Origin of the sequence: Stappia indica (assembly GCF_001696535.1) — a bacterium.
Taxonomy (GTDB): Bacteria; Pseudomonadota; Alphaproteobacteria; order Rhizobiales; family Stappiaceae; genus Stappia; species Stappia indica.
In genome coordinates, this window is the sequence record NZ_MBQE01000001.1 from 608,635 (window position 1) to 627,307 (window position 18,673).

16 protein-coding genes are annotated in these 18,673 nt (G+C 64.7%); 11 read left to right on the forward strand and 5 right to left on the reverse strand.

The features are described from left to right. The first annotated feature begins 301 nt into the window (after positions 1–301). Both BBX35_RS02780 and glnA read left to right on the forward strand, forming a co-directional pair. Complete coding sequence (locus tag BBX35_RS02780) at positions 302–640, forward strand: P-II family nitrogen regulator (protein WP_067218098.1); 339 nt, start codon at positions 302–304, stop codon at positions 638–640. 123 nt (positions 641–763) lie between these two features. Beyond that, positions 764–2,173: a type I glutamate--ammonia ligase gene (glnA, locus tag BBX35_RS02785; protein WP_067215759.1), complete on the forward strand. Its 1,410-nt coding sequence runs from the start codon at positions 764–766 to the stop codon at positions 2,171–2,173. A gap of 98 nt (positions 2,174–2,271) precedes the next feature. Here glnA and BBX35_RS02790 read toward each other — a convergent pair whose 3' ends face one another. Beyond that, entirely contained in the window at positions 2,272–3,096 is an 825-nt protein-coding gene (locus BBX35_RS02790; RefSeq protein ID WP_067215761.1) for a cyclase family protein, read from the reverse strand. A gap of 141 nt (positions 3,097–3,237) precedes the next feature. Between BBX35_RS02790 and BBX35_RS02795 the strand changes: the two genes are divergently transcribed. Together BBX35_RS02795 and BBX35_RS02800 are read left to right on the forward strand one after the other, a co-directional pair. Beyond that, on the forward strand, positions 3,238–5,136 hold the full coding sequence (locus BBX35_RS02795; protein WP_067218100.1) for an ABC-F family ATP-binding cassette domain-containing protein: 1,899 nt from the start codon (positions 3,238–3,240) through the stop codon (positions 5,134–5,136). Positions 5,137–5,156: 20 nt separating this feature from the next. Next, entirely contained in the window at positions 5,157–5,855 is a 699-nt protein-coding gene (locus BBX35_RS02800; protein WP_067215764.1) for an HAD family hydrolase, read from the forward strand. 27 nt (positions 5,856–5,882) lie between these two features. Here BBX35_RS02800 and BBX35_RS02805 read toward each other — a convergent pair whose 3' ends face one another. Then, positions 5,883–7,295: a diguanylate cyclase domain-containing protein gene (locus BBX35_RS02805; protein ID WP_083205987.1), complete on the reverse strand. Its 1,413-nt coding sequence runs from the start codon at positions 7,293–7,295 to the stop codon at positions 5,883–5,885. A gap of 316 nt (positions 7,296–7,611) precedes the next feature. Here BBX35_RS02805 and BBX35_RS02810 point away from each other — a divergent pair, with 316 nt between their 5' ends. After that, entirely contained in the window at positions 7,612–8,397 is a 786-nt protein-coding gene (locus tag BBX35_RS02810; protein WP_067215768.1) for a hypothetical protein, read from the forward strand. A gap of 2 nt (positions 8,398–8,399) precedes the next feature. Continuing rightward, positions 8,400–9,113: a hypothetical protein gene (locus tag BBX35_RS02815; RefSeq protein WP_067215771.1), complete on the forward strand. Its 714-nt coding sequence runs from the start codon at positions 8,400–8,402 to the stop codon at positions 9,111–9,113. 11 nt (positions 9,114–9,124) lie between these two features. Here BBX35_RS02815 and BBX35_RS02820 read toward each other — a convergent pair whose 3' ends face one another. Both BBX35_RS02820 and BBX35_RS02825 read right to left on the reverse strand, forming a co-directional pair. Continuing rightward, positions 9,125–9,832 carry a class I SAM-dependent methyltransferase gene (locus BBX35_RS02820; RefSeq protein ID WP_083205988.1) on the reverse strand — a complete coding sequence of 236 codons (708 nt, stop codon included), beginning with the start codon at positions 9,830–9,832 and terminating at the stop codon, positions 9,125–9,127. Continuing rightward, positions 9,829–10,278 carry a DNA polymerase III subunit chi gene (locus BBX35_RS02825; RefSeq protein ID WP_067215774.1) on the reverse strand — a complete coding sequence of 150 codons (450 nt, stop codon included), beginning with the start codon at positions 10,276–10,278 and terminating at the stop codon, positions 9,829–9,831. The genes BBX35_RS02820 and BBX35_RS02825 overlap by 4 nt, the downstream gene beginning before the upstream one ends. A gap of 306 nt (positions 10,279–10,584) precedes the next feature. Here BBX35_RS02825 and BBX35_RS23970 point away from each other — a divergent pair, with 306 nt between their 5' ends. Beyond that, the gene (locus BBX35_RS23970; RefSeq protein ID WP_279626334.1) at positions 10,585–10,707 is read left to right on the forward strand and encodes a hypothetical protein; all 123 of its coding nucleotides are present in this window, start codon (positions 10,585–10,587) and stop codon (positions 10,705–10,707) included. Between the two features lie 145 nt (positions 10,708–10,852). On the opposite strand, the gene BBX35_RS02830 is transcribed toward BBX35_RS23970, so the two are convergent. Next, positions 10,853–12,349 carry a leucyl aminopeptidase gene (locus BBX35_RS02830; RefSeq protein ID WP_067215776.1) on the reverse strand — a complete coding sequence of 499 codons (1,497 nt, stop codon included), beginning with the start codon at positions 12,347–12,349 and terminating at the stop codon, positions 10,853–10,855. Positions 12,350–12,730: 381 nt separating this feature from the next. On the opposite strand from BBX35_RS02830, the gene lptF reads away from it, so the two are divergent. From lptF to BBX35_RS02850, 4 genes are all read left to right on the forward strand, one after another. Continuing rightward, positions 12,731–13,918 carry an LPS export ABC transporter permease LptF gene (lptF, locus tag BBX35_RS02835; RefSeq protein WP_067215778.1) on the forward strand — a complete coding sequence of 396 codons (1,188 nt, stop codon included), beginning with the start codon at positions 12,731–12,733 and terminating at the stop codon, positions 13,916–13,918. Then, entirely contained in the window at positions 13,918–15,024 is a 1,107-nt protein-coding gene (gene lptG / locus BBX35_RS02840) for an LPS export ABC transporter permease LptG (protein WP_067215781.1), read from the forward strand. Before lptF ends, lptG begins: the two co-directional genes overlap by 1 nt. Next, positions 15,024–17,459, forward strand: a complete 2,436-nt coding sequence (locus BBX35_RS02845; RefSeq protein WP_208979744.1) for an LPS-assembly protein LptD — start codon at positions 15,024–15,026, stop codon at positions 17,457–17,459. Before lptG ends, BBX35_RS02845 begins: the two co-directional genes overlap by 1 nt. 296 nt (positions 17,460–17,755) lie before the next feature. Continuing rightward, complete coding sequence (locus BBX35_RS02850; RefSeq protein ID WP_208979745.1) at positions 17,756–18,673, forward strand: SurA N-terminal domain-containing protein; 918 nt, start codon at positions 17,756–17,758, stop codon at positions 18,671–18,673.

The following is an 18,673-nucleotide window of genomic DNA, read 5'->3' on the forward strand; positions in this document are numbered from 1 at the left end:
GCGCACCTGCCCGCTGTTTGGGCGAAAAGCCCAAGATCGAGGCACTCGCACGTCCCCCTCCCACCCAGCCAGGATGGATTTGATGGCATCAGATTCGCCTATTTATTGTTCACTCCGCACAGTATTTAATCACCTCCTCGACGCCGGACGCTGGGCAGCCCGGAAAACCCTGCAAGAATTGCCCGATTTGCAGGCTCTTTTTTCGGCAAGCAAACTTGGCACGGGGCATGCTAGTCAGGAGATGGCACAGGCCCGGAACGGCCGGCATTTCGAAACCGAATGACGCGAAGTGGCGGAGGCGATGAAAAAAATCGAGGCAATTATCAAGCCGTTCAAGCTCGATGAGGTCAAGGAGGCCCTCCAGGAGGTCGGCCTTCAGGGCATCACCGTGACCGAGGCCAAGGGCTTCGGCCGCCAGAAGGGCCATACCGAGCTCTATCGCGGCGCCGAATACGTGGTCGACTTCCTTCCCAAGGTGAAGGTCGAGATCGTGCTGACCGACGACCTCGTCGACAAGGCCGTCGAGGCGATCCGCAATGCCGCCCAGACCGGGCGCATCGGCGACGGCAAGATCTTCGTCTCCACCATCGAGGAGGCCGTTCGCATCCGGACCGGCGAGACCGGCACCGACGCGATCTGAGGCTCTGGCCGGATATCGGCCGAAACTTCCGGGCAGCCCGGCAGGTCCCGAAGCGGACTGCAAGGCTGCCCACTGCAAGAACCCTAACGGGACCGACCCCAAGGAAAACAGGGAACATCTTAAATGACGAGCGCCAGCGACATTCTCAAGCAGATCAAGGACAAGGACATCAAGTTCGTCGACCTGCGGTTCTCCGATCCGCGCGGCAAGCTGCAGCACGTGACCATGGACGCAGGCCTGGTCGATGAGGACATGTTCGCTGAAGGCGTCGCCTTCGACGGCTCCTCCATCGCCGGCTGGAAGGCGATCAACGAGTCCGACATGACGCTCGTGCTCGACCCGGACACCGTCCACGTCGATCCGTTCTTCGCTCAGTCGACGATCTCGATCATCTGCGACATCATCGACCCGGTCTCCGGCGAGGCTTACAACCGCGACCCGCGCACCACGGCCAAGAAGGCCGAGGCCTATGTCAGCTCGCTCGGCATCGGTGACACCGTGTATGTCGGTCCGGAAGCCGAATTCTTCATCTTCGATGACGTGCGTTTCTCGGCCGATCCGTACAACACCGGCTTCAAGATCGACAGCATGGAACTGCCGTCGAACATGGGCTCCGAGTACGAGACCGGCAACCTCGGCCACCGTCCGCGCACCAAGGGCGGCTACTTCCCGGTCCCGCCGATCGACAGCTGCCAGGACATCCGCTCCGAGATGCTGACGGTCCTGACCGAGATGGGCGTCACCGTCGAGAAGCACCACCACGAGGTGGCGGCTGCCCAGCATGAGCTCGGCATCAAGTTCGACACGCTGACCCGCAACGCCGACAAGATGCAGATCTACAAGTACGTCGTGCACCAGGTCGCCCATGCCTATGGCAAGACCGCGACCTTCATGCCGAAGCCGGTCTTCGGCGACAACGGCACCGGCATGCACGTGCACCAGTCGATCTGGAAGGACGGCAAGCCCGTCTTCGCCGGCAACCAGTATGCGGACCTGTCGGAGAGCTGCCTGTACTACATTGGCGGCATCCTGAAGCACGCCAAGGCCCTGAACGCCTTCACCAACCCGTCGACCAACTCCTACAAGCGCCTGGTCCCGGGCTACGAGGCTCCGGTGCTGCTGGCCTACTCGTCGCGCAACCGCTCGGCCTCCTGCCGCATCCCCTTCACCTCTTCCCCGAAGGCGAAGCGCATCGAGGTCCGCTTCCCGGATCCGGCAGCCAACCCGTATCTCGCTTTCGCATCGATGCTGATGGCCGGCCTGGACGGCATCAAGAACAAGATCCACCCGGGCGACGCGATGGACAAGAACCTCTACGACCTGCCGCCGGAGGAGCTGAAGGAAATCCCGACCGTCTGCGGTTCGCTCCGCGAGGCTCTGGAGTCGCTCGACGCCGACCGCGAGTTCCTGAAGGCCGGTGGCGTCATGGACGACGACCAGATCGACGCCTACATCGAGCTGAAGATGGAAGAGAACATGCGGTACGAGATGACCCCGCATCCGGTCGAGTACGACATGTACTACTCGGTCTGATCCGCAAGGCTCCGGCCAAGCGATCTTCCGCAAGAACAGAAAACCCCCGGCGTCATCCGCCGGGGGCTTTTGCGTTTATCAGGCAGTTTGAAGGCCGATCAGACCAGTGCGAAGACCCGGCTCGGGCCACCCGTCGCGCCCTTGATCTTCGGCGCACCGACGACCAGCGTCGCTCCGGTTGCCGGCACCTCATCGAGGCCGGCAAGGCATTCCAGCCCCCAGCGACCGGACGGCAACCACGTGTAGTGCGTGTCGAAGGTCTTGGAGGCGCCGTGGTCGAGCGACAGAGTGTCGACGGCGATGCCGACCACGCCCTTCTCCATCAGGTAGAGGCAGGCTTCCTTGGAGAAACCAGGGAAGTGCATCGCGCCTTCGGCATCGGCATTGCGATAGCGCTCGCTCGCCACATGCTGCGCCCAGCCGGAATTCATCGCGACGCAGCCACCTGCCGGCACATCGCCATGCGCCGCCTCGAAGGCCTTGATATCGTCGACCGAAAGCTGGTGATCGGGATCGGCCTGCGCCTTCTCGCGGATGTCGACGACCACCAGCGGGACGATCAGCTGGTCCATGGGGATTTCGTCGGCCCCTACCCCGTCTGCCGAGAAATGCAGAGGTGCATCCAGATGCGTGCCTGTGTGCTCGTCGAGATGCCACTGGTACATGTTGAAGCCGTCCTTGGAGAACTCCGCGGTCCGCTCCATCCGCAGCTGCGGCTTGCCGAAGAACGTCGGGAAATCCTCGCCCAGCGCGTGGGTCAGATCGACGGCGCGGGTGAACGAGACATCCGCCGCATGGGCCGCGCGCGGCGGCGGAAAGGCGGCGAAGGCGGCAGCTCCCGCCGTCGTGCCGACGAGCCCCTTGAGCAATCCGCGGCGGCTCAGCCGGCGGGCAACGACTTCCTGGCATCCTGGAACGCACATGACTGTTTCCCCTCTTCTGGAACAGGTCGCTCGCCATCCTAGGCTGTGCCGGCACCGGCCCGCAATCGGCCTTTCGCCGGAGCGCCTTGGCAGCTTTCCTCCCTCTTGCGCCGCCCGGCGTTTCCGGCCATTGATCCGCCCATGCTGCAGATCACCGACCTCACCTACAGGATTGCCGGACGGACGCTTCTCGAGCGGGCGAGCGTCATGCTGCCTTCGGGCGCCAAGACCGGTTTCGTCGGCCGCAACGGCGCCGGCAAGTCCACTCTCTTCCGCCTGATCACCGGCGACAGCGCGCCCGAAAGCGGCGAGATCCGCGTGCCGAAGGGCCTGCGCATCGGCCAGGTGGCGCAGGAGGCGCCGGGCACGGAACAGACGCTGGTGGAGGTGGTGCTGGCCGCCGATACCGAGCGCGCCCGCCTGCTGGAGGAGGCGGAGACGGCGACGGACCCGCTGCGCATCGCCGAGATCCACACCCGGCTTGCCGATATCGACGCGCACACCGCGGAAGCTCGTGCGGCCCGCATCCTTGCCGGCCTCGGCTTCGATGCCGAGGCGCAGGCTCGCCCCTGCTCGTCCTTTTCCGGCGGCTGGCGCATGCGCGTCGCGCTGGCGGCCGTGCTGTTCTCCGAGCCGGACCTGCTGCTGCTCGACGAGCCGACCAACTATCTCGACCTGGAAGGCACGCTCTGGCTGGAGAGCTACATCTCCCGCTATCCGCATCAGGTCCTGCTGATCAGCCACGACCGCGACCTTCTCAACAAGGCGGTCGATTCCATCGTCCATCTCGATCAGCTCAAGCTGACCTTCTATCGCGGCGGCTACGACAGCTTCGACCGCCAGCGGCGCGAGTCGCTGCTGCTGCAGGAAAAGAACCGCGAGAAGCAGGAAGCCCAGCGCAAGCACATGCAGGCTTTCGTCGACCGCTTCCGCGCCAAGGCGACGAAGGCACGCCAGGCACAGTCGCGGCTGAAGATGCTGGAAAAGATGGAGCCCATCGCCGCGGTGGTGGAAACCGACGCGCTGCCGATCTCCTTCCCCGACCCGGAAGGCCGGCTCGCCCCGCCGATCATCCGGCTGGAAAACGTCGCCGTCGGCTATGGCGACACCACCATCCTGTCGCGCCTGTCGCTCAACATCGACAACGACGACCGCATCGCCCTGCTCGGCTCCAACGGCAACGGCAAGTCGACCTTCGCCAAGCTGATCGCCGGGCGGCTGGAACGCCAGTCGGGCGAGATCACCAAGGCCGCCAAGCTGAAGGTCGCCTTCTTCGCCCAGCATCAGCTCGACGAGCTGATGCCGGCGGAAAGCCCCGTCGCGCATGTGCGCCGCTTGATGCCCGATGCACCGGAGGCCAAGGTGCGCGCGCGTGTCGCCCGCTTCGGCCTGCCGACAAGCCGTATGGAGACCCCGGCGCGCGACCTGTCGGGCGGCGAGAAAGCCCGCCTGCTGCTCGGCCTTGCCACCTTCGAAGGCCCGCACCTGTTGATCCTCGACGAGCCGACCAACCATCTCGACATCGAGAGCCGCGAGGCGTTGATCCATGCGGTCAACGAGTTCGACGGCGCTGTGATCCTAATCTCGCACGACCGACATCTGGTGGAGGCCTGCGCCGACCGGCTATGGCTCGTCGCCGATGGCGGCGTTCGCAGCTTCGACGGCGACATGGAGGATTATCGCCGGCTGATCCTGCAGAAGGACAAGCCCGACCGCGGCAACGCACGCGAGGCGGCGAAGAGCGCCGCGGCGGCCGAGCCGGAAGATGATCGCACCGCCCAGGAAAAGCGCCGCGAGGCCGCCGACCGACGCGCCCGGCAGGCGCCGCTGCGCAAGGAAATCCAGGCAGCGGAGAAGGAAATGGCGCGCCTGCAGGAGAAGATCGGCAAGCTCGACGAAGCGCTCTCGGATCCCGACTTCTTCCGCAAGGACGCGGAGCGGGCGACGAAATTTGCCAAGGAACGCGCCTATCTGGAGAAGAAGCTGGTGCGCACCGAGGAGCAGTGGCTGGAGCTCTCGACCGAGCTGGAAGGCGGCTGAACCGCGCGCGAGGAGACACAATGGCGACGCTGACGACTATCGGCTTCGATGCCGACGACACGCTCTGGCACAACGAGCGCAACTTCCGTCTGACGGAAGAGCGTTTCACAGATCTGCTCGCCGACTATAGCGACAAGGACAATCTCACCGAACGGCTGCTGGCCGCGGAACGCCGCAACCTGCGCCTTTACGGCTATGGGGTGAAGGGGTTCACCCTGTCCATGATCGAGACGGCCATCGAGGTGACGGAAGGCAAGGCCCCGGCCTCGGTGATCGGCGAGATCCTGGAGGCCGGCCGCACCATGCTCTCCCATCCCGTGGAGCCTTTGCCCCATGTGGAGGAGACCCTGCAGGCCCTGAAAGGCAGCTTCCGCCTGGTGCTGATCACCAAGGGCGATCTCTTCGACCAGGAACGCAAGGTGGCCGAATCCGGTCTCGGTGATCATTTCGATGCGGTCGAGATCGTGCCGGAAAAGACGGCAGAGACCTATCGCACCCTGTTCGCCCGCCATGGCGATGGCCCGGGGCGGGCCATGATGGTCGGCAATTCTCTGAAGTCGGACGTGGTGCCGGCGCTCGATGCCGGCAGCCACGGCGTCCATGTGCCCTACGAGATCACCTGGGCGCTGGAACATGCCGACATCCCGGCCGGCCGCGACCGGTTCCATCAGGTGGCGCATCTCGGCGAGCTGCAGGCCCTGCTTTCCCGGCTGGTCTAGCCAGGCCGCAGGCACGGCGGGAGGCCGTCAGGCTTCCTGATCCTTGCAGCTCTCTTCCATCTTCGAATGATATTCCAGCGCGCGGAACTTGCCTTCCGCCTTGGCCCGGTACATCGCAACATCGGCGCGGCGCATCAGTTCCGCCGGATCGATCGGCTCGCGCGTCGACGCATAGCCGATGCTTGTCGTCACGTGGAGGTCGTGGCGTCCGACCATGAACGACTTGGAGAAGGCGTCGATGACCTGCTGTGCCAACACCTCCGGCGGCGCGTCATGCACCTGCGCCAGGGCGAACTCGTCGCCGCCAAGCCTGCCGACCGCAACGAAGTGATCGCCGAAACCGGCCAGGCGGACCGCAACCGCGACGATCAGCAGATCGCCGACCGCATGGCCCCAGGTGTCGTTGACCTGCTTGAAGCCATCGAGATCCAGCATATGCAACGTGACCGGGCGTGAGGAGGAAGCCTCCGCCGCCAGCCGGTCGAGAACTTCGAGAAATCCGCTGCGGTTGAGCGTGCCCGTGAGAGTGTCGCGCTTGGCCTCGTATTCGGCGGCAGCCGCGATACGGCGCAAGCGCAGCGATTCGACGAAGCCGGCCGCGAGCACCATCAGCAGGAACACGACAAGCGTCGCGCCGGCCATCACCAGCAGCGAGCGGTGGCTTTCGAACGCCAGGTCTCCTGGCTTCCGGCTCGGCCAGGTGAGGTAGCCGAGCGGCTTCCCGTTGGGATCGTCCAGCGCCAGGTTGAGCTGGTCCTCTGCTCGCGTGGGAGCCAGTGCCAGCCCGGAGATCTGGTAGTCGCTGGCCATGCTCGCGATGATCTCATCGTCGATGCTCTTGAACAGGAACAGCACAGGGGCGTCGGGAACAGGTCCCGCGAAGGGCTGAATGGTCATCGCTGCGGTCGAGACGATTTCCCCGCCCATCGACATGAAAGCGGTGACCGGCATGTGAGACGCCTGCGCGCGCTTCGCCTGCCCGGCAATAAGTTCGCCGATCTCACCCGACGGCGTAAAGGGCTCGCCCTTGTCGTAAGCGGCAATCACCGTCAGGTCGGGTCGGAAAACGACCAATCCGTCGTAGAGCGGGTAGTTTACCGTGGCGTCGCCCCAGGTCTCGCGGATCCACTCGGCACCGTCCCCGGACCGGACCGCCTCATACCCCTCGTCCCAAAGGGAGTTGTCGCGCACCACGATCGACAGTCCGCGCTCGAGCGCTGCAACGGCGGCCGCAGCGGCTGAGATCGCACGCTGGTCGTCGATGTCGTTCGCCGTATGGCGCATGGACACGACGACATGCGAGACGATGAGCACCAGTCCCAGGGCAACGGCAAGAAAGAGGCCGGTTGCTGCCGAAATCGACCAGATCTGGCCGCGGGTTACGAGTGGACGGATGTCCGATTGCAGCAATGCGCCGCCTCGAGCCTTGTCCTGTCCCATTACGCTCAATCCACCTCGCGTACTCTACACCGTCTCGAAACCGTTCCACGCCCCCCATGACGCGCTAGCCGAACGCTCGGCCGAACCGCCTGGTTCGACTGCGTACCCGCTTTTGTTTAACTTAATTCATACACTCAACCACTTGATCCCCGGTCCTGTCGGAAAAGCGCCTGCCCGCGTGCATCCCAAAAGGATGAAATGAATGCCATGACAAACATCAGCATGCGCAGCTCAACGTTTGGCAAAAACCCTCTCTGGACACAATCCTTGGATGTATCTACCGTTGAACCGGTCGAGAAAAGCGGGCGGATAGCTCATGGGGGACCGGGAAAGGCCATCGTTCGAGTTTGGCACAACCAATAATCTGCTTTGGCTTTCGGGCTCTCCCAGCGAGCGGGACGTCACGCCCGGCTCGCCCAAAGATCGAGACCTCGCCCGCTCGCTACTCGACGCCTGCCTTGTCGCGGTACCGCTGGCGCTCGGATATTTTGCCGGAATCGCCTACCTTGATGCCTATCTGAGCGCCTTTTCGATCTCCATTCATGAGGTCAATGCACCACTCGCAACGATAGTCGCCCACTCCTACACCGTGTTCACGCATGCGGGTTTTCTCTGGTGGCTGGCGCTTATCCTGCTGGTACTTTTCGGCGGTGCCATCGTCCTGTGGCAGGTCAGGCAGAGACAGCTTGTTTCCAGCAGCTTCCCGATGCACTTCCTGGTCGCCGGAGCAATACTGATCGCCAGCCTGTCCGTGTTCATCGCGATCAAGACAAGCGCCGAAGAAACGGCAAGAACGGCCGCCCAACTCGTGTGGCACGAGGCCAACGCGATCGTCATTCCTCGTAGTTCATTGGCGTTGCACGAGAGCCGGCTGAGCGTCCAGCAGCGACTGCGCCTGACCCGATGTCTGGACCAGGCTACAATCAAACACGTCCTTGCAACGCCGGAGCGATCGTTCGCCCTTTGCGTGATCGCGAAAGAGGGCTTTCTGCTGTCACATGCCGTGGCCTCGGATCGTTATCTGCCCATAAGGCGCCTCAGCCCCTGTACGGATGGCGCGTGGCGCGACATGCCCTTCTGCCATCGCAAGTCCGGAGGTTAGCCATGAACGCCGCTACAATCGCAGCCAGTTTTGCCGTCTTGACCGTCGCGTCCATCGCCAATGCCCAGGAGACAGGCCAGGCGATCCAATTCTCATGGCAGGAACTGAAAGGCATTGTGGTGAAGTCGGCAACAGCCGACGACGCGATCGTATTCGCCACCGCCATGCCCATCGGACACGGAGTGCGAACGGACGGTGACAATCCGCTTGGAGAGGTAACACCCATCCAAGGCACCTCGGACGTCTCGTTCCGGCCTTGTGGAGCGGAAAATGCGGAGATCATCCCGGCCAGCAGCATTCTGCCAACCACCGAAGTCTGTGCATCTGTACCCGGGATTTCACAGCCCAGCGTTCAGGCGCGACACTGGGTTTACAGTCCCGATCTAGGTGGCTTCAAGATCGCCGCCGCGGACGATGCGCGGCAACCGGGCGCAACGGCTTTCGTGAAATGCCACGATCTTCCAAGCGCGTTGCTGGTTGTGGCAGGAAAGACGCAAATGGGACAGGAGGCCATTGCCGGCTCACCGGAAGCTTTAGCAAGTCTGGACGTCCAAGCAGACAAGCAGGCCGCTATCCCGGACGAGACCCCGTCCACCCTCTCCCAGTGCAGGGTAGCCGCGGAATTCTGGACCTTCGACGCGTCCGCCAAGCAGCTTGCGACCGATAATATGATCCAGATCCTGGGTGTCTCGCGGAACCGCCCGCGCGTCATGTAGCCGGGATTGCTTCACCCCGTTCGGCGCCAGAGATCGCGGACATGGGCGATCACACGCTCACCCTTCCGGATCTGGTAAGGGTGGCGGTCGATGCGCTCCAGTCCGAGCGACGAGAAACGGTCGAGCTCGGATGGCTTCAACGGCCAGGGCGGCCCATCCGGCACGCTTTCCTCCGGTGCGGTACGCGTCAGCACCAGGAGCTTTCCGCCCGGCGCCACCAGAGAGGCGACGGCGGCAAAGGCCCGCTCGCGCAGATCGCCCGAGAGTGCCTGCAGCGTGTAGCACTCGTGCACGAGATCGAAACCGCCGAGCCAATCGACCGGCACGTCGAAGAGATCGGCAGCGCGGTACTCGACAGCGCTTTCGGGAAAGCGCTGCCGCGCCCAGTCAACCGCTTTCGGTGACAGATCGAAGCCGGTGGTGCGATAGCCGGCCGCGGCCAGCGCCTCGGCATTGTCTCCAAGACCGCACCCGACGTCGACGGCGCGCATGCCCTCACCCGGATGCGCCTCCAGCCAGTCGACCAGCTCCGTCTTCGGAGCAAGGTCCGCCCAGGGCACGGCAGCCGCGTCGCCGCCGGCCGTCTCGTAGACTGCGTCGAACCACGCCGAGCGGTCCTCCCGCTTGCCGCCCTTGGCGCCGAAAAGCCCGTCGAGCCGTTCGCGTGCGGCATCCCGCCGGACCATGAAGTCCCGCTTGTCCGCGTCAGCGCCGTTCATGCCTTCTTCTCCCAGCGCCCGGCCTCGTTCTGCTGCCAGTAGGTGATGTCGTGCCCCGCCTCCTTCATCGCCTTCCAGTGCCGGCGGGCATCGGCGACCGCTTCCGGGTCCTGCCCGTCGAACAGGAAGACCCCGCGCTGATAGGGAGTGAGGTCCGGCGGGCTCGCCCGGTCGACCAGGAAGCGCACCACCGCGCCGTTGGGATTTTCCTCGCCGTCGGTCAGGTAGACCGGCTGCGCCTCGACATGCCCGTCGGCAGCCGTGCCATGCGGAAGAAACGCATCGTCGCGATAGGTCCACAGCCACGAGTCCAGCGCCTCGCACCGCTCGCGCGACCCTGCCTGCACGACGCAGCGCCACCCCCGACCAACGCAGGTTTCCAGCAGGCCGGGCAGCGCCTCTTCGAGGGGCTTTCGCGTCAGGTGGTAGAACAGAACCTCGCTCATGCCTCCCTCCCCTTGTGCGGTGCGGCAGTCCTGCAACAGGCCCGACGCGAAGTGCCGTGAGGTGAGAAACGGGCTTTGATTTGCCAATGATTCACGATTAACGGTTTCCCAACTTCGGCCCGGCAGAGTGACGACCGGGCTGGACCCGGCCGATTCGGCAAACGCTTTGCGCCACGCGCTGATCCTTCGTCTTTCCTGTGGTTGCCGTCACAACGGCCTTCGCAGGAACTGGATAGCTTGAGCCTGACGAAAGCGAATGCCGGGACGGTAGAGCCGTCACCGCGCCGGGGCAACGGGAGACATTCGATGGCTGTGCGGATTGCTTTGTTTTTCGGTCTCGTGCTCGGTCTCGCCGGCGTGACCACGGCAATGGGAACCGTGGTCGTGGAGCCGGCCGGCGGCGCCTGCGAATCCTATAAGACCTGCTGACATCACTCCGCCCCCGCGGCGCCGAGCCCGGCATCGCCGAAGGACGGAACGAAATAACCCGCCGAAAGGCGGGTTTTTTGTTGTTCGCAGGCCTTGGGCATGATGGCGAGGCTGCGGATCTCTCCGCAGCCTCGGCCGGAATGCCTCAACCTTCGTAGTGATCGCGCACGAGGCGGTCGAGCAGGCGAACGCCGAAGCCCGAGGCCCACCCCTTGCTGACGTCCGTCTTCGGGCTTCCCATCGCCGTGCCGGCAACGTCGATATGCACCCACGGCACGTCGTTGACGAAGCGCTGCAGGAACTGCGCGGCGGTGATCGAGCCGGCAGAGCGGCCGCCGGTGTTCTTCATGTCCGCATTCGGCGTATCGATCAGCTTGTCGTAGTCCTTCGACAGCGGCAGGCGCCACACCTTCTCGTCCGTCGCAAGGCCCGCCTCGGCAAGGCGTGCGGCAAGCTCGTCGTTGTTGGAGAAGATGCCGGCATGGGTGCTACCGAGCGCGATGATGATCGCACCTGTCAGCGTCGCCAGGTTGATCATGAAGGCCGGCTTGAAGCGTTCCTGCGTGTACCAGAGCGCATCGGCCAGTACGAGGCGGCCTTCCGCATCGGTGTTGATGATCTCGATGGTCGCGCCCGACATTGCCGTGACGATGTCACCCGGCCGCTGCGCCTTGCCGTCCGGCATGTTCTCGACCAGGCCGATCACGCCGATGGCGTTGACCTTGGCCTTGCGGGCCGCCAGCGCATGCATCAGGCCGGTCACGGCCGCCGCACCGCCCATGTCGCCCTTCATGTCCTCCATGGAGGCAGCCGGCTTGATGGAGATGCCACCGGTGTCGAAGACGACGCCCTTGCCGATGAAGGCAAGCGGGGCCGCATCCTTCTTGCCGCCGTTCCAGCGCATGATCACCATGCGCGGCGGGCTCTCCGAGCCCTGCGCCACGCCGAGCAGCGCATTCATCTTGAGCTTCTTCATCGCCTTCTCGTCGAGGATCTCGATCTCGACGCCGAGCTTGGAAAGCTCGCTGGCGCGGTTCGCGAATTCGACGGTGGTCAGCACGTTGGCCGGCTCGTTGACGAGGTCGCGCGCGAGCAGCGTGCCATCGCTCACCGCATCGGCATCGGCCCAGGCCTTCTTCGCCGCCTTGGCATCGTCCACCAGCAGCGACACCTTGACCGAACCGCCGGTCTCCTCGTCGTCGCCCTTCTTGCTCTTGTAGCGGTCGAAGACATAGGCGCGCAGCTTAATGCCCATGGCGAAGGCCGCGGCATGGCCGGCCTCGACGGCCCCTGCCGGCGTCTCCAGCAGCACCTCGGCGGCCTTGGCCTTGCCGAGCTTGCCCATGACGGTGCCGCCGAGCGCGGCCCACTCGTTGTCATCGAGCGCGGCAATGCCGCCGGCCTTGCCGAGACCGACGACGAGCAGGCGGTCGACGCCGAGACCGGCCGGCGCGAGAAGATCGAGCACGGTCTTCGACTTGCCGGAAAAGCCGGCGGTCTCAGCCGCACGCCGGATCAGGTCCTGCGCCCCCTCCCCAAGTCCGGCCGCGGTGGCGCCGGTTGCCAGCTTGTCGTCGGCGAGAATGACGGCCACGCCCTTTTGCGGAGCGGCAGATTTGGAAAAGGAGATCTTGGGGAGCAAGGGAGAACCTCATGTCTGGCAGGAATGGAGGAGATTCGGGGCGGTTTGCCCGGCTCGCATCCGCCGCAGGTTCGCTGCGCGCCATGCCAGCCAGTAGGGCTCAACGCCCGAAATATCCTGATCCATCTAGAATGGTGCGTGTTTTCCCGCTCGGCAAGCGCCCTTGCCGCACTGACACGCCAGTTAATCCCCGGTTAACCCTTTTTCTTCTCGGAGTATTTACCTAAAATGCCGCCTAATCGGATGCGGACCGGCGCCCGGCCGGCCCACGATGATGCGGACCGGACCTGCCTCCCCGCTCCCAAAGGCTCGCTGGCAGCCCTCGCCGGCAGCCGAAGACTTTCTGGCGCAAGCCCGGTGGGCTTACCGAACACGGATCTGATGACGACCTTCGAACGGTATGTTTTCCGGCGCCTTGCCGCCGTCTTCCTGGTGACGCTGACGGCACTGGCCGGCGTCGTCTGGGCGACGCAGGCCTTGCGTCAGCTCGACCTGGTCACGGCGAAGGGCCAGACCATCGTCCAGTTCATCGGCATGACGATGCTGGCCATGCCGTTCCTTGCACTCGCCATCGCGCCCTTCGCACTACTCATCGCCATGCTGGTGGTGCTCAACACCCTGTCCAACGACAGCGAACTCATCGTCATCAACGCCTCCGGCGCCTCGCGCTCGGTGCTGCTGCGGCCGATTCTCGTATTCGCCGTTGTGATCAGCCTGTTCTGCGCCTCGCTGTCGCTGCTTTTCGCGCCCGCCGGTCTTGCCGCGCTGCGCGACGAGATCACCCAGGTGCGCGTCGATCTGGTTGCCAACATCGTCCGGCCCGGCCGCTTCATTGGCATCGAGGACGGGCTGACCTTCCATATCCGTAACCGCGGCGGCGACGGCCAGCTCGAAGGCCTGCTGATGCACGACGAGCGCGCCGACGACATCGTCTTCACCTACGAGGCCGCGCGCGGCCAGATCGTAGAGGCTGCCGACCGCACCCTACTGGTGATGCAGGACGGCACCATCCAGCGCCGCACCCGCGCCACGGGAAGCATCTCCATCGTCCGCTTCCAGTCCTATGCCTTCGACCTGTCGAGCATGGTGCCGACCGATACCGTCGCCACCTACAAGGCCAGCGAACGTTCGACGCTCGACCTGCTCGCCCCGGATCCAAACGACACCTATGCGTCCGAGAACCGCAACCGCCTGACCGCGGAGCTGCACGACCGGTTGAGCCAGCCGCTCTACCCGATAGCCTTCGCGCTCATCGTCTTCCTGTTTGCGGGCGAGCCGAAGACCACCCGGCAGAACCGCCACGCGGCGACCCTGACAGCGCTGGTGCTTGCGATTCTGCTGCGCACCGCCGGCTTCGGCATCCTGACGCTGGTGCCCGGCCTGCCCGTGGCGCGCTTTGCTCTCTATCTGCTGCCGCTGCTCGCCATCGTGCTGGTCGGCTGGATCATCGCCATGGGCCGCAAGCCGCGCTGGATGAACGCCCTTGGTGCGCTTGGCGAACGCATCGGCGACCGGATCGAGGCCATCGTCGCCCGTCTCCAGGGCCACCAGCAGGGCGGGACCGCCTGATGCTCGCCTCGCTCCGCTCCGGCCATACGCTCGCCGTCTATTTCGCGCTGCGTTTCATCGCCTCGATTCTCGGCCTGTTTCTGCTCGCCGCCGTTCTGATCTTCATCTTCGACGCGCTCGAGCTGCTGCGCCGCGCCAGCGATCAGGACGGGGCCAGCCTTGCGCGCATCGGCGCGATATCGCTCCTGCGCGTGCCGCAGCTGATGGAACAGGTCCTCCCCTTCGCCGTCCTGTTCGGCGCGATTGCCGCCTTCCTCGGCCTCAGCCGCAAGCTGGAACTGGTCGTCGCACGCGCGGCCGGCGTCTCGGTCTGGCAGTTCACCGCCCCGGCCCTCATCGTCGGCATCGGCATCGGCATCGGCGCGGTGCTCCTCTACAATCCGCTGGCCGTCGCGCTCCGCACCCAGTCGGACGAACTCGCCTCCGGCCTCTTCGGCCGTGAGCAGAACTTCCTGCTGCAGACCACCGGCGACATCTGGCTGCGCCAGGACGGCAAGGACGGGGAATCGGTGCTGCACGCCAAGCAGATCCTCAACTCGGGAGAGCGGCTGCTCGGGGTCACCCTGTTCACCTTCGACCGGCAGGGCAGCTTCGTGGAACGGATCGAGGCGAGCGAGGCGACCCTGGGCGAAAAGATCTGGCGCCTGTCCGATGCCACGGTCTACTCGACCGACGGCGATCCGCAGACCTATGAGAGCTACACCGTCTCCACCTACCTCACCCCGACAGAGGTGCGCGAGAGCATCGCGGCGCCCGAATCCATCGGATTCTGGGACCTGCCGCGTGTGATCGAATTGTCACAGAGAGCCGGTTTGCCTGCATATCGTTATTCGCTTCAATATCAGACACTTCTGGCAAGACCCGCGCTTTTGGCCGCAATGGTGCTGATTGCCGCCTGCGTTTCCCTGAGGGTTTCGAGGATGGGGGGTATCGGCCGCCTGATTCTGGGTGGAATCCTCGCCGGGTTCGTGCTTTACGTTCTGTCGGAGCTCGGCAAGGACCTGGGCGGTGCGGGAATCGTGCCGCCGTTCATCGCCGCGTGGGCACCTGGAGTGTTTGGAGTCTTGATGGGGATCACGATCCTCCTGCACCTGGAGGACGGCTGATGGGTTCGGCCGTTTCGTCAGGCATGGCCGATCGGCAGAACCGCCCGTCCCGCGCTGATCGGGTGGGTGCGTCCCCGCGTGCGCGCGCGATTCGTGCCTCGCTGCTTGCCGGCACGCTGTTGTCCGGTGCTGCGCTCGCGCTCTTCTCCGGCGGAGCGCTTGCTCCCCATATGGCCCTTGCCCAGGACGGGGCTTTCGATTCTCTGGGCGCGCAGGTCGATCCGACCGAGCCGCTCCTGCTCGAAGCGACAGAGCTTCGCTACGATTTCGACCGGGACATCATCTCTGCTGTCGGCAATGTGCAGATCTATTATGGCGGCAACACGGTGGAGGCGGATCGGGTCGATTTCGACCGTCGCAACAACCGCCTGCGCGCCAACGGCAATGTTCGCCTGACAGAGCCGACCGGAAACGTCATTCGTGCCGGTTCCATGGAACTGTCGGACGACCTGCGCGACGGCTTCGCCAACTCCCTGCAGCTCGACACGCCGCAGCGCACCCGCTTCATCGCGGACGGTGCGCGCCGCGAGAACGGCAACCGCACGACCTTCGACAACGGCCTGTACACGGTCTACACCAGCGACAAGAACCCGCCGAGCAAGCCGCCTCTCTGGCGCATCCGCGCCCAGACGATCGTCCACGACCAGCAGGAACAGACGATCGAGTTCGAGAAGGCCTCGTTCGAGTTCTTCGGTCGTTCGCTCGTCTACCTGCCCTATCTGTCGATGCCGGATCCGAGCGTCAAGCGGAAGTCGGGCCTGCTGATTCCCAATTTCGTCTATGGCGACCGGGTGGGTGCAGGCATGCGCATCCCCTATTATTTCGCCATCGATCCGTCGCGCGACCTGCTGATCTCGGCCACGCCGCTCAGCAAGCAGGGCGTGCTCGGCCAGTTCGACTGGCGCCAGCGGCTGATGGACGGCGCGTATTCGATCCACGCTGCCGGCATCTTCCAGGCGCGCCCGGACGAGTACACCACGTCGAGCGGCAACCGCGACTTCCGCGGCGTGATCGCCTCGGAGGGCGAGTTCCACATCAATCAGCGCTGGAAATGGGGCTGGGACCTGTCCTGGCGCACTGACCGTTCGTTCCTGCGCGACTACAAGTTCGCACCGCTCGGCAATGCCAGCGACGTGTCGAAGATCTACCTGACCGGACAGAGCGAGCGGAATCGCTTCGACCTGCGCGCCTATGCCTTCCGCATCTCGCAGGAGGACTATGCCGCCCTTCCCGCGCTCGATGCACCGGGCTTCATTCCCGTCGGCAGCCGCCTGCAGGACAAGCAGCCCTTCGTCCATCCGGTGCTCGACTGGAACTACATCTTCGAGAATCCGATCGCGGGTGGCGAACTGGCCCTCACGGGCAACCTGACCAGCCTGACCCGCGACCAGACCGACGCCATCGAGATCGGCGGCGTCACCCGCTTCCGCGGCGTCGAGGGCACGTTCACCCGCGCCAGCCTGGAGGCCGAATGGCGCTCCACGCTGATCGACTCCTTCGGCCAGGTGTTCACGCCCTTCGCCTACGTGAAGGGCGACCTCTACTTCCTGGCCTCGCAGGACAGGAACGTCGCCTCGATGACCGACGAGAGCTTCGTCGGGCGTATCATGCCGGCCGTCGGCCTCGACTATCGTTTCCCGTTCATCGGCACGTTCCAGGGCGGCAACCAGATCATCGAGCCGGTGGCCCAGGTCATCGTCCGACCGAACGAGACGCGCATCGGCGAGCTTCCGAACGAGGATGCGCAGAGCATCGTCTTCGATTCCACGACGCTGTTCGAATACGACAAGTTCTCCGGCTTCGACCGCAGCGAAGGCGGTACCCGAACCAATGTCGGCCTGAAATACAGCCTGAACTTCGATCAGGGCTACCATGTCAGCGCCCTGTTCGGCCGCTCCTTCCATCTCGGCGGCACCAACTCGTTCAAGCAGGCCGACATTCTCGGCGCCACCACCAGTTCGGGGCTTGCCACCAATTACAGCGACTATGTCGGCAGCCTCTATTTCGACAGCCGGCAAGGCTTCCGGATGGGCGCGCAGGCGCGCTTCGATCACAAGAACTTCTCCGTTCGCCGCGCGCAGGTGGAAGCGACGGGCATTTACGGGCCGGTCACCGGCAACCTTGCCTATGCCTATCTGTCGCCGCAGCCGAACCTCGGCATCGCCACCCCGCGCGAGGAGGTCATCGGCTCGGCCAGCCTGCGGCTCCAGGAAAACTGGCGGCTCTTCGGCTCCGTGCGCTTCGACCTGGAGCGCCGCAACATGGTGCGCGACAGCTTCGGCGTCGGCTATGACGACGAGGGCTTCTCGGTCTCCTTCGCCTATTCGGAGGACCGCAGCCGCAACAATGGCCAGACGACCGACCGGCTGTTCTTCTTCCGGTTCGGCCTGCGCACGCTCGGCGACACGCAGTTCTCGACCAACGGAAACAACTAGGGACCGGATGACGGCGGGTGACCTGCAACGCGGAGCGATGGCGCGCGGGGACAGGCCCCTCTCCCTCGCTGTCTCGCGGGCGCGTGAAGCGAGACCGCCGCTTTCGACGGATTTTGGCCGTTTTCTGGTGTCACAGCAATTTGCACGATAGCATCGCTGATCAGGATGTCTGAAGGCAGGTGCACGCGCCTTCGCACATGTTGCCTCGACCCCCGACATCGCCATGCGGGGCTCGGCGAAACGAGAAGCGACGACACTGGACGCGCCAGCAATGGACGCGACGACAGGGGGAATGAATGACTGCAAAGCGCTGGATGCTCGCGGGCCTGGCGGTTCTGGTCGCCGCCACCGTTTCCGGCGGACCGCTCGCCGCGCAGACCGCCATCAAGGTGATCGTGAACAACAAGCCGATCACGACCTATGACATCAATCAGAGAGCCAGCCTTCTGCGCCTCACCGGCAGCCGTGGCGGCGCCAAGCAGGCGACCGAAGAGCTCATCGACGAAGTCCTGAAGATGCAGGAGGCCGAACGGGCCGGCATACGCGTCACCAAGGCCGATGTCGACGAGGCCTATGGCCAGCTCGCCAGCCGCGTGAAGCTCACGCCGGCGCGCCTCACCCAGGCGCTCAACCAATCGGGCGTGAAGGCCGATACCATGCGCCAGCGCATCCAGGCCGAAATCGCCTGGGGCCAGCTGCTGCGCGCCCGCTTCCAGTCCGAAGTGCGGATCTCCGAATCCGACGTGATCGCCGCCCTGCGCAAGCAGGAGGACAAGAGCAGCGACACCAGCATGGAATACCGGATCCAGCCGATCATCTTCGTCGTGCCGGCCAAGACCGGCACCAGCGGCAAGAATCAGCGCCGCCGCGATGTCGATACCTTCCGCTCGCGCTTCTCGTCCTGCAACGAGGCCCAGACGCTCGCCAGCGAGTTCCGCGAAGTGGTGGTGATGCCGATGGTCACCCGTCTCGAGACGGAGGTTCCCGCCCCGCTCAAGGAAGCTCTCGACAAGACTGCCGTCGGCAAGGTGACGACCGCCCAGGACACCTCCAAGGGCCTGGAGGTCTATGCCGTCTGCGACAAGCGCGAGATCGCCAGCAACGCCGCGGCGCGGATGGAGGTCGAGGACGAGCTGCGCAACAAGGAAGGCGAGCAGATGAGCCGCCGCTACATGCGCGAACTGCGCAGCCGCGCCATCATCGACTACCGCTGA